Raw genomic sequence first — 12,131 nt, forward strand, 5'->3', positions numbered from 1 at the left:
TTCACTCCATTAATATGGTCCTTTGTAATCACCGATATCAGTGATTTTAGTCATGTGGTCGTTGTATAAATCAATATACAGGGAACCTGATGGGTCCAGTGTTGCAATGAAAACATCTGAAATATTTTTAATTCCATGTTTTTTAAGTTCATTTAAAAGCCAGTTTTTATCCTTATCCAGCTGCCTTAGATTTTCTTCTATTAATATTCCGTCATAGATCAGTTCACTGCTTATTCCTGAAGCTTTTTTCTGAATATGCATATCCTTTGGAGTAAGGTTCTGGAATTCTGGTTTTTTCAGAACTGATAACTGGCCGTTTGGCTCGATGATGGCAAAATCAACCTCATTCATGTCGAAAATATCCTTGTTTCTCAGTAACTCAGTAATATCTGAAACCCTGAACTTCATTTTTTTCAAGGTCTTCTCCATTATTTTACCGTTCATAATCACAATAGTAGGCTCATTTTCCAAATACTTGGCTACATATCTCCATCGCATAGTTATATATTCCAATAATAGACCCAAAGCCGCCCATACGAGTATCCCGATCCAGTGGGGCCATGAACGGCTGGAAAGGTCTGTTGACAATGTGGCCGCAATTGAGCCGATAGTTATTCCAAGAATATAATCAAAAAATGTCAGTTGGCTTATCTGCTCCTTGCCCAATATTCTGGTAAATATCAGCAGCGAAAAAAAGCTTATAATTGATCTGACACATACTACCAGTCCTTCATTCAATTCAATTCCTCCTGATAACAGATAATAAGTTATTATCCTAAAGTAAATATTTTTTATGCAATTTAAGCACAATAATGTTAATTGTACCGGGGAGGTGTAGCATTGTGTTAATCGGGGCTGATATAAGAAGAAAACTTGCATTTGTGTGGCTTGTGCTGTTTTTGATAATGTGGATAGTTTTTACTGTGTGTTTTAAGACAGGAACCATGCGAAGCCAATTGGAAGCTGTTGAACAGGCAGTTACAAATAAAGATTGGACAAGGGCGGAAAAAGAAACAGAAAAATTCACAGCTACTTACAAGGCCAGAAAATATTTTATTGAAATTAATAATTCAAGCGAAATAAATATTACATTTAACCATACAGTGGAACAACTTGCTGTTGCTGTAAAAAATAAACAGGATAGCGCCATGGAGTACACCGGATTATTGAAAGCGGCACTTGGATATGCGGTGCAGCCATTTGCAGAACCGTAAAACAGCATTTAAATAAGTATGGGAGAAAAATATGCAAACAGTTTTAACTTATTCTGTAAGAGTAGTTTTAGTCTACTTTTTTACTTATTTATCAACAAGGATACTTACAAAAAAGGCAATTGCTCAGATGACTGCATATGAGATTGCAGGACTTATGATTATAGGAAATGTTGCAGCAGAACCACTGGTTGACAAGGTAATGGTTAAATCCGTTTATGGAACAGGTCTGTTAATATTATTAATGTTATTAACGTCAAGGATAGCTGTTTCAGACAGGTTCACAAAAATAATGGAGCACAGTGCTTCTGTTGTCATAAATAACGGTCAGATAGACTTTAATGAAATAAAAAGACTGAACATGAGTTTAAATGTGCTTTTCGGAATGATAAGGCAACAAGGGTTCAACCGGATTTCAGATATTGAAGCGGCAGTTTTCGAGCCTAACGGTACACTTTCTGTTTTTGCCAATTCACAGAATAAGCCCGTTACCAAAAAGGATATGAATATAAACGTTTCCCATGAGCCAATCAGTATGCCTCTGATAATGAATGGAAAAATTGTGAGGGAAAATCTTGAGTATGTTGGCAGGAGTGAAGCCTGGTTGGTAGAAGAATTAAAAAAACAGGGAATAAATGATTATGTTCATGAAGTTTTCCTTACAGAGCTGGATTCTTCATGGAACTTAATAGTTTACAGAAAATGATTTTAAAAAGTATTTTAAAAAGTATTTTAATAACTATTGTTTTAAAATAAAATACAGTGGTATAATGTATCATTATACCACTGTATTTTATATGTGGAGGTTCCAAATGAATATCAAATATGGTATTATAGGGTTAGGTGGTATAGCTCAGGTATTCGCCGGAGCTTTAAATACCATTCCGGATGCAGAATTAACGGCTGTAGCTTCCGGCAACAGGGAAAGAGCAGAAGCTTTTTCCAAAAAATTCGAAGCATCAAAAATTTATGACAGCTATATTGACCTGATACATGATAAGGAAGTAGATGTCGTATACGTCGCACTCACACACAATTTTCATTATGATATAGTTAAGATGTGTCTTGAAAACGGTAAGGCCGTTTTATGTGAAAAACCTCTTGCTATAAATAAAAAAGATGCAGAAGAACTGATTGCTCTTTCAAGGAAAAACAAGGTGCTTTTAATGGAAGCCATGTGGACTCGCTGCCTGCCTTCCTTTCAAAAAGCAAAAGAATGGGTAGACTCAGGCAAAATAGGTGATGTAAGGCTGATAGATGCAAAATTCTGCTTTAACGCACCCTATGACCCTAAACACAGACTGTTTAATCCTCGACTCGCAGGCGGCAGCCTATATGATACAGGTGTATATGTTATAGAATTTACAACAGGAATTCTTGGAGAAAAGCCTGAAACAGTCAGTGGATTTGCAACGATAGCAGAGACCGGTGTAGATGATTTTGCGGTAATAAATATGAGCTTTAAATCAGGTGCACTGGCAATGTTGAGCTGTGGAACCCGGGCCCACGTGAACAAGGATGCGGGAATTTACGGAACAAATGGAAGAATTGTAGTGTATGAGTTTTTCAGTTCAAAGAAATGTGAGCTTTACGACAATAATAATAACCTGGTTGAATCTTTTGAAGATTATTGCCAGGATGGTTTTGTTTATCAAATAAGGCATTTTAATAAATTATTTGAAAAAGGCAAGCTTGAAAGTGATATAATTCCCCTTGAAGATACGGCAAATTGTGCCGATGTATTTGATAAGCTGATGAATCAGTGGGGAATTGTAGGAAATATATAAAAAATGTTCCCCCCTCAAAAAAACAAATTATGACGAATGAATATATTGGCAGCAAAAATTGTCTGCAAATTATATTTATCAGGGGGGAATTCAAATGAAATTTCAAAAAGTATTGATTGGGTCATTGGCATTTACAATTCTTATGACATCTTTAGTAATGCCGGGTGTGCTGGCAAACAGCAGTAATACACCCTCAACACATGTGACAGCTAAAAGCGAAAAATCGGGTAAAAATGCCAACAGCATTAAGAAGCAGGAAAGAGATGCAGAAAAGGCAGCTATCAGAGCTACTTATTCCGAGGATGAGCTTGCAAAACTGAAAATTGCAGGTGATAAAATACAAAAAAAACAATAAGAATGTCGCAGTATTGCCGGTAGAAAACATAATTGTTAAGGGTGCCAAAGTAAAATTTGATACACCTCCGGTTATAAAATCCGGTAGGACACTAATTCCGGTAAAGGCATTGTCAGAAGCTTTCGGAGCTGAGGTTAAATGGATTTCTGCAGAAAGAAAGGTTGTCATTACAAAAGATAGTACTGAAATAGTTCTTCAATTAGATAATAATAAAATATATGTAAACGGCGTCGAGTCAACGATTGATGTACCAGCATGTTCAATAAACGGAAGAACTGTTGTACCAATAAAATTTATTGTTGAGAAGATGGGATTATTGGTAAAATGGGACAGTGATTCACAGGTAGTTGAGATTGAAAATCCGACTTCAACTGTACCGGCAGAGCCGACAACAGCACCAACTGATCCAACAACAACTCCGGCACAGCCGACAACAGCACCAACCGAGCCAACAACAACTCCGGCACAGCCGACAACAGCACCAACCGAGCCAACAACAGCTCCGGCACAGCCGACAACAGCACCGACAGAGCCAGCAACGACTCCGGCAGCACAGTAAAACAACCGTATCAAACGGCTTGTTCTCTGTTATATTAAGGGGGAGATACATTAATTGGATATACAACAATTATATAACGATATGGAGAAATTAAGAGAAAGACTGAACCTAGAGCTGGAAGATTGTCTGGAAAATGGAGGCATGAGTCTGGAAGTTTTAGATTTGAGCCAAAAACTTGATGAATTAATAGTAGAATATATGAAACAAGCAAAGCCCGAAACTAATACAGAGAGTAATGAAGTCGCTTGATATATGAATAAATATGTTTAAAAAACGGAACTTGTATGAATAGACCTTTTCTATCTACAGGTTCCGTTTTATTAATTATAAGTATGAAAAAACTATAAGTAGAGACAAAAGCGGATAGAAAATTAATGATAATCACATAATATATTCATATGCGTATAAATTATATTGATTTTTGATATTATTTTCTGTATAATCACCGTGAAGTAATTAAGATATGTAAATCAGGAGGTATTGATGATATGGGAAAGGCTTTGATAATTGGTGCGGGCGGTGTAGCAAGTGTTGTTATCCATAAATGCTGTCAGAACCCCGATGTATTTGAAGAAATATGTATAGCCAGCAGAACTTTGGAAAAATGCGAGGCTATAAAAAATAAATTGGCAGGAAGCAAAACTAAGATTCAAACAGCACAGGTGGATGCTGATAATACTGATATGCTAATCGACCTTATCAATAAATTTAGGCCGGACATTGTTATAAATGTAGCACTTCCATATCAGGATTTGACTATAATGGATGCATGTCTTGCGACAGGTGTGGATTACCTTGATACTGCAAATTATGAGCCGCCAGAGATACCAAAGTTTGAATATAAATGGCAATGGGCATACAGAGACAAATTTGAAAAGGCAGGAATAACAGCACTTTTAGGGAGCGGTTTTGACCCGGGAGTTACTAGTGTTTTCTGTGCATATGCTCAGAAACATTATTTTGATGAAATACATTATATAGATATAGTGGATGCAAATGCGGGAGATCACGGATACCCATTTGCTACAAACTTTAATCCTGAAATAAATATACGTGAAATAACTGCAAAAGGAAGCTATTGGGAAAACGGAGACTGGGTTGAAACAGAACCCCTTGAATTAAAAAGGGTTTACAATCTTCCGGAAATAGGACCAAAGGATGTTTATTTGTTACACCACGAAGAAATTGAGTCTTTGGCACTAAATATCAAAGGTGTAAAAAGAATCAGGTTTTGGATGACTTTCTCGGAGAAATACCTTACACACTTAAGAGTCCTTGAGAACGTAGGTATGACATCCATTGAACCCATTGATTTCGAAGGCCAGAAGATTATTCCTCTCCAGTTCCTTAAGGCTGTACTTCCTGATCCTGCTTCACTTGGGCCAAGGACTAAGGGGAAAACAAACATCGGCTGTATTATACAAGGTATTAAAGACGGAAAGCCAAGAACGTATTATGTGTATAACGTATGTGTACATGAGGAATGTTATGCGGAAGTAGGTTCACAGGCAATTTCCTATACAACAGGAGTTCCTGCAATGATAGGAGCTATGATGATGTTAAAAGGAATCTGGAAAGGGCCGGGTGTTTTCAATATTGAAGAATTTGATCCCGATCCGTTTATGGAAGAACTAAACAGATGCGGACTTCCTTGGAAAGAAAGCTTCGCACCAGAGCTTATAGACTAGTAAGGTACATCAAGCGGCCGCTGCCAAATGTCAAAACTACTGAATAGTTGAGGCTGGCGGCGGCTGATTAACTTTTTTAAATAAATTTCGGCTCATGGAGGCTAATATAAATTGATTAAAAATTTAGATATTGATATAAAAAGCTTGCCGACGCCATGCTACATAGTTGATGAGCGTCTTCTTGTAAAGAATCTTGAAATTCTGGATTCAGTTCAAAAGCGCACAGGTTGCAAAATACTTCTGGCACAAAAAGGTTTTTCCATGCATTCTGTATATCCGCTGGTTGGAAAATATCTGGCAGGAGTTACTTCAAGCTCTTTGTTTGAGGCAAGACTGGGTTACGAAAAAATGGGCAAAGAGGTTCATATTTATGCCCCTGCATATATAGAAGAAGAGTTTGATGAGATAATGAAATACTGTGACCATATAGTGTTCAATTCATTTCATCAATGGAACAAATATAAAGACAAGGTAAAGACGTCTGATAAAAAAATAGGCTGTGGAATTCGTATAAACCCTGAGTATTCTGAATTGGAGCATCCAATATATGACCCATGCTACAAATTCTCAAGACTGGGCGTAACCCTTCCCAACTTCAAGCCTGAGGAGCTGGACGGTATTGAAGGGCTCCATTTCCATACAATGTGCGAGCAGAATTCAGATACACTGGAGAGAACAATTAAAGTAGTTGATGAAAAATTCGGACATTATATCAAGGATATGAAATGGCTGAATTTTGGCGGAGGCCATCATATAACCAGACCTGATTACGACATAGAAGCACTTGAACGTTCAATTAAATACTTTCAGGATAAATACGGTATTGACGTATATCTGGAGCCCGGAGAGGCAGTCGCATTAAATACCGGCTATCTTGTAGCAAAGGTACTTGACACAGTAGAAAACGGAATGAATATTGCAATATTAGATACTTCGGCAGCCTGCCATATGCCGGATGTACTGGAAATGCCATATAGGCCCAACATAATCGGTGCTGGAAAGCCGGATGAAAGCCCGATAACCTACAGGCTTGGAGGACATACCTGTCTGGCTGGGGATATTATCGGAGACTATTCTTTTGAACAAAACCTGAAACCGGGCGACAGACTTGTTTTCTGTGATATGGCACATTATACAATGGTTAAGAACAATACCTTCAACGGTGTAAACCTTCCCTCCATTGCACTTTACAGTGAAAAGGAAGGAATAAGGATAATAAAGCGGTTCGGATATGAGGATTTTGAAGGCAGATTATCGTAATTGATAGACGGTATTTCTGGTTATGCGGAAAGTGTATTTCGGGTTAAATATAAACCTGTAATACACTTTCCGTATTTTTTGTAAATTGTAGTATATGTATGTATGCTACACAATATTGAAAAACAAATAGGAATATAGTATTATGTGGAGGATGTGGTAAAAAATACTAATTAAAGGTGAAATATGAAAATTCTAAGAAAATCAATTGTGTTTTTAATAATTTTTTTGATATCAACCGAGATTATTTTTACATATGCTTTCCCTGCAAGATATGTTTATAATCAAAGAATTAACTATGAAGTGTTTAAAGATAATGTTTATTCTATAGAGTTGGCTGTTAAATCCATTAAACAAACTATTTCAAGAGAAAACATAAAAAATTATTACATATTTATTGGAGATTCAGTTGGTTATGGAACCCCATGTCCTCCAGACAAAACAATCAGTAGTTACTTAAATACTATTTCAAAAAATGAAGGCAAAGATGTTAAGTTTTTTAATTTAGCACTACCGTCAACTATGTTCGGAGATTATTACACAGTTTTGCTTTTGTTGAAGAAATATGATGTTTCAATAGATAATGTTATCTTGAATTTTTCTTATTGGGAAATAAATGCAAAGACTCCGACATACTGGTTTAACCATTATTTAAAGGAGCTAGATAATAATAGCTATAATAAAATGGTGGAATTAGGTGCAATAAAAGAAGATTCACTTTGGAAAAACATCAAAGCAGAGATATATCATTTTGCCAATAGAAATATCGGAATTATTGGAAATAGTGGATTTGTAACAAATAAGATAAAATCAATAACAAATAGCTTGCTAAAAGAATCTAAACCGGCTTTGAGCGTATGGAGTTCAAAGGCAGATTTGAAAAATGCTATGACAAAGCCCGAAAATAGATGGTATTTCTCGGATAAGAAGTTTAATCTGACTGAAAACGGTATACAAATTTATTTTATAAACAAGATTATTGAGTTACAAAAGGATAAAAATATAATATTTATATTAAATGCAACAAATAACCAACTGCTTGAAAATGAGACAGCAAAACAGGGCTATAAGGATAACATTGCTGCTATAGAAAAGCTTTTTAACGATAAGAATGCAAAATTTTTAAATTACAATAATAAAGTTGACTATAAACTTTTTTCCGATCATGTACATTTACTGCCGGATGGATATGCATTCATTGCACAGGATTTATGGAATAAATTTGACAAGGAGATATAGAAATGCTGTTTAATTCAATCGAGTTTTTAATATTCTTTCCTGTAGTAACAGTGTTGTACTTTTTATTACCACACAAAATTCGTTGGTTTTTGCTTTTAATTAGTAGCTGTATTTTTTATATGGCATTTGTTCCTAAATACATATTAATACTTGGAGTTACTATTGTTGTTGATTACTTTGCGGGGATAATTATTTCACGGATGCAAGGTAACAGTAAGAGAATATTCCTTATTGTAAGCTTAATTACAAACATAGGAATGTTATTTGTCTTTAAATATTTTAACTTCTTTAATGAGAATATAAAGCATTTATCGGACATGTTAAATTGGAATTATCCAATAGCTGGTCTTTCCATTATATTACCTATTGGTCTTTCATTCCACACGTTTCAGAGTATGAGCTACATAATTGAAGTATATAGGGGTAAACAACAGCCGGAGAAGCATTTTGGAATTTATGCCTTATATGTTATGTACTACCCGCAGTTAGTTGCCGGGCCAATTGAGAGACCTCAAAACATGCTGTGGCAATTTCATAAAGAGCATAGCTTTGATGCTCAGAGGGTTTCAGATGGTTTAAAGCTTATGGCTTGGGGGTTTTTCAAAAAAATAGTAATTGCAGATAATCTGGCGCTGGTAGTAAATAGTGTTTATGGAAATCCAACGGCAGTAAACGGTTTTTCCTTAGTAATTGCAACCTACTTCTTTGCTTTTCAAATATACTGTGACTTCTCAGGATATACAGATATTGCGCGCGGAGCTTCGAGAGTAATGGGAATTGAATTGATGCAGAATTTTAAAAGGCCATATTTCTCAAAGACAATATCTGAATTTTGGAGGAGATGGCATATATCACTATCAAGCTGGTTTACTGATTATGTGTATATCCCTTTAGGCGGCAACAGATGTGCTAAATGGAAGTGGTTTAGGAATACTATGATAGTATTTCTTCTTAGCGGACTTTGGCATGGAGCCAATTGGAACTATGTTATTTGGGGCGGATTAAACGGTTTCTATTTAGTCTTTGCAATAATTAGTAAGGACATAAGAGGCAAAATTACAAAATGGACAGGCATAGATAAATTCCCAAATGTAAACAAAGTGGTCAAAGTATTTTGTACATTTAATTTGATATGCTTTTCATGGATATTCTTCAGAGCTAGTTCGTTTGCAGAGGCCGTCACAATTATTAAGCGTATTTTTATGGATTTCAGCCTGAAAATTGACATAGGAAGAGCAGGAGTTTCCAGATACCAACTGTTATTGAGCTGTGGAGTAATTATTTTATTACTGGCAGTGCAGTTATATCAACGAAATAGAAAGATAATTAATGATCTAAATACGCGACATGTTGCGTCTAGGTGGATTGTTTACTATTCAGCATTAATTTTTATTATTATATTTGGAGTTTTCAATACCAATTCTTTTATTTATTTTCAGTTTTGATGATATCACGTCTTGTACGAGCACTAATTACCGTATTATGCAATACTGCTAACTTATAGTAACAAAATTATATAAATGTCACAATTTTATATGAAGAAGTAAGTTTTCTAAATTAAAATGCCTCCTTTATCGTGTTAGAATTAGAACATATTAATAAAGGAGGCAAAAATATGAAAAAAGTAATTGGAAAAACCCTTTCTGCCGCTTTAGCACTAGCTATGACAGTATCAATTGCGGCTTGTGGTTCAGGGAACCAATCCGAATCATCATCCTCTTCGTCGGCAGCAAATACTTCATCAGCGGCTACAACAACTACTGTAGCATCAGGCGATCCTGTAAAGTTGTCTTTGTGGCATATTCAGACAACTGAGCCTATGACATCCAACGTTAAGGCAGATATTGACAGGTTCGCTAAAGACAATCCAAAGTATTCAGTGGATGTTCAGGTTATGCAGAACGATGCATACAAAACAAAGCTGAAAATTGCGTTGAGTTCAAATACTGCACCTGATATATTCTTTAGCTGGACCGGCGGTTCAATGAACGAATATGTTGATGCAGACAAGATTGTAGATTTAACACCTTACATGGATAAAGACAATTATAAGGACCGTTTCATGGATGCAGGTATTAATCAGGCTACATACAAAGATAAGATATGGGGTGTTCCTGTAGAAAATACATCAGTTGCAATGTTCTTCTACAATAAAGACTTATTTGCTAAATATAACCTTCAGGTTCCAAAGACTATAAAGGAACTTGAAACTGTATGTGATACTTTAAAGAAAAATGGTATAATCCCATTCTCACTGGCAAACAAGACCCAATGGACAGGTTCAATGTACTATATGTACCTTGCTAACCGTATTGGTGGAGCAGATGCATTCAAGAATGCAGCTGCACGTACCGGATCATTTGAAGATGAATCATTTAAGCAGGCTGGGACTATTATACAGGATTGGGTTAAAAAGGATTACTTCAACAAGGGATTCAACGGTCTTGATGAAGATTCAGGACAATCCCGTACACTTCTTTACACTGAAAAAGCAGCTATGACTCTTATGGGTTCATGGTTCCTTTCAACAGCTGCAGGCGAAAACAAAGACTTTATGAAAAAAGTAGGCTCATTCGCATTCCCGGCTGCTGAAGGCGGTAAGGGTGAACCGGATGCAGTTGTTGGTACTGTTGGAGACAACTTCTATCATATTGCAAAGACTTGTAAAGACCCTGAAGGCGCATTCAAGGCTATCCAGTACATGATAGATGATACAGCAGTTGCAAAACGTATCGAAGCAGGAAGAGTTCCTCCAGTAAAGGGTGTAAAGGTTAGCGATCCTCTTCTCCAGAACGTTTTGGATGCAGTTCAAAAAGCTCCTTCTGTTCAGTTATGGTATGACCAGTACCTGTCACCTGAATTGAGCGATCTCCATAAGAGTACTACACAGGCTTTATTCGGATTATCAAAGACTCCTGACCAGGTTGATAAGGAAATGGAAGCAAAGGCTAAGGAGTTAGCAGCTAAAAAATAAGTATTAGAGTGACGTAAAGTAAATTCAGAGTATAAATTGATTGGGTACTAACTTACAGGTACCCAATCAATTTATACAGAATAAACTTAACGTAAGAAAAAAAGATATATAATCCTTATTTCTCTAAAATCAATGCAATTCAGGAAGGGGAAGATATAATGCAAGCTACCCGCTCATTATCAGAATACAGAAAAAGGAGTACGTTAACAGCAACAACAGTATTTCTTCTGCCCGTATTCTTTTTTATTCTTATTTTTATTATATATCCTATAATTGATTCATTTTGGCTGAGTCTACATGAATGGAACGGCATTACTTCCGGAAAAGCTTTCTTGGGTCTGGAAAACTGGAAGACTCTACTGGGAGATAAAATCTTTTTCAAAGCTTTTTTAAATAACATGATTATAGTGGTATTGTCCATTGCAATCCAGCTCCCTATAGCAATGGCTATTGCTTTTCTTCTCGACACGGGGGGGAAGAAACTTAATTTCCTTAAAATGATATATTTTCTTCCAATGCTAATGTCATCAGTAGCAGTTGGATTCTTATTTAAGTATACATATGACCCTCAGTTCGGATTAATCAGTGCAGTTGATACTATGTTAGGCGGACAGGGAATGGTTGATGTGCTGGGAGACCCGCATAGAGCCATTTTTGGTGTAATAGCAGTTATATGCTGGCAGTTTATACCTTTTTACATGGTTTACTTTCTGGCAGCATTAAGTTCGTTGCCGGTTGAAATATATGAAGCATCAATTATTGATGGTGCATCCCATAGCCAATATTTTTGGAGGGTTGCTTTACCATCCATGAAGGGAACTATTAAAAGTGCAGCTGTCCTGTCACTTGTAGGTTCTCTCAAATATTTCGATTTGATTTACGTTATGACACAAGGCGGTCCTGACGGTGCCACAGAGCTCATGGCGACGTACATGTATAAGAATGCATTTACCATAGGTAAAATGGGATACGGTGCTACGGTAGCATCCGGAATGTTTATAATAATTACCGTTATTTCCTTGGTAACACTCAGAGTGATAAACGGAAAAGAGGAGGCCTGA

The 12,131-nt window shown here is 36.3% G+C and carries 13 protein-coding genes; 12 read left to right on the top strand and 1 reads right to left on the bottom strand.

Annotated features, from left to right (window positions below):
* Positions 1–9: 9 nt before the first annotated feature.
* On the bottom strand, positions 10–738 hold the full coding sequence (locus tag L323_RS30000; protein WP_020815360.1) for a YetF domain-containing protein: 729 nt from the start codon (positions 736–738) through the stop codon (positions 10–12).
* Between the two features lie 104 nt (positions 739–842).
* On the opposite strand from L323_RS30000, the gene L323_RS30005 reads away from it, so the two are divergent.
* The 12 genes from L323_RS30005 (at position 843) to L323_RS30055 (ending at position 12,131) form a co-directional block, all read left to right on the top strand.
* Positions 843–1,214, top strand: coding sequence for a DUF4363 family protein (locus L323_RS30005; RefSeq protein ID WP_020815361.1), 372 nt, complete (start codon positions 843–845; stop codon positions 1,212–1,214).
* 31 nt (positions 1,215–1,245) lie between these two features.
* Positions 1,246–1,917, top strand: coding sequence for a DUF421 domain-containing protein (locus L323_RS30010; protein WP_020815362.1), 672 nt, complete (start codon positions 1,246–1,248; stop codon positions 1,915–1,917).
* Between the two features lie 106 nt (positions 1,918–2,023).
* On the top strand, positions 2,024–2,998 hold the full coding sequence (locus tag L323_RS30015) for a Gfo/Idh/MocA family protein (protein WP_020815363.1): 975 nt from the start codon (positions 2,024–2,026) through the stop codon (positions 2,996–2,998).
* 94 nt (positions 2,999–3,092) lie between these two features.
* Positions 3,093–3,353: a hypothetical protein gene (locus L323_RS41625; protein WP_038275579.1), complete on the top strand. Its 261-nt coding sequence runs from the start codon at positions 3,093–3,095 to the stop codon at positions 3,351–3,353.
* Entirely contained in the window at positions 3,328–3,912 is a 585-nt protein-coding gene (locus tag L323_RS40560; RefSeq protein WP_242835267.1) for a copper amine oxidase N-terminal domain-containing protein, read from the top strand. Before L323_RS41625 ends, L323_RS40560 begins: the two co-directional genes overlap by 26 nt.
* 54 nt (positions 3,913–3,966) lie before the next feature.
* On the top strand, positions 3,967–4,161 hold the full coding sequence (locus L323_RS30030; protein WP_020815364.1) for an aspartyl-phosphate phosphatase Spo0E family protein: 195 nt from the start codon (positions 3,967–3,969) through the stop codon (positions 4,159–4,161).
* Positions 4,162–4,400: 239 nt separating this feature from the next.
* Complete coding sequence (locus tag L323_RS30035) at positions 4,401–5,600, top strand: saccharopine dehydrogenase family protein (RefSeq protein ID WP_020815365.1); 1,200 nt, start codon at positions 4,401–4,403, stop codon at positions 5,598–5,600.
* Positions 5,601–5,711: 111 nt separating this feature from the next.
* Entirely contained in the window at positions 5,712–6,860 is a 1,149-nt protein-coding gene (gene nspC, locus L323_RS30040) for a carboxynorspermidine decarboxylase (RefSeq protein ID WP_020815366.1), read from the top strand.
* 183 nt (positions 6,861–7,043) lie between these two features.
* Complete coding sequence (locus L323_RS0120675; RefSeq protein ID WP_031342014.1) at positions 7,044–8,096, top strand: hypothetical protein; 1,053 nt, start codon at positions 7,044–7,046, stop codon at positions 8,094–8,096.
* A gap of 2 nt (positions 8,097–8,098) precedes the next feature.
* Positions 8,099–9,541 carry an MBOAT family O-acyltransferase gene (locus tag L323_RS30045; RefSeq protein ID WP_020815367.1) on the top strand — a complete coding sequence of 481 codons (1,443 nt, stop codon included), beginning with the start codon at positions 8,099–8,101 and terminating at the stop codon, positions 9,539–9,541.
* A 170-nt stretch (positions 9,542–9,711) separates the two neighbouring features.
* A complete protein-coding gene (locus tag L323_RS30050; RefSeq protein WP_020815368.1) occupies positions 9,712–11,070 on the top strand; it encodes an extracellular solute-binding protein in 1,359 nt (452 codons plus the stop codon).
* A gap of 158 nt (positions 11,071–11,228) precedes the next feature.
* Positions 11,229–12,131, top strand: coding sequence for a carbohydrate ABC transporter permease (locus L323_RS30055; RefSeq protein WP_020815369.1), 903 nt, complete (start codon positions 11,229–11,231; stop codon positions 12,129–12,131).

Source organism: Ruminiclostridium papyrosolvens C7 (assembly GCF_000421965.1).
Taxonomy (GTDB): domain Bacteria; phylum Bacillota; class Clostridia; order Acetivibrionales; family DSM-1351; genus Ruminiclostridium; species Ruminiclostridium papyrosolvens_A.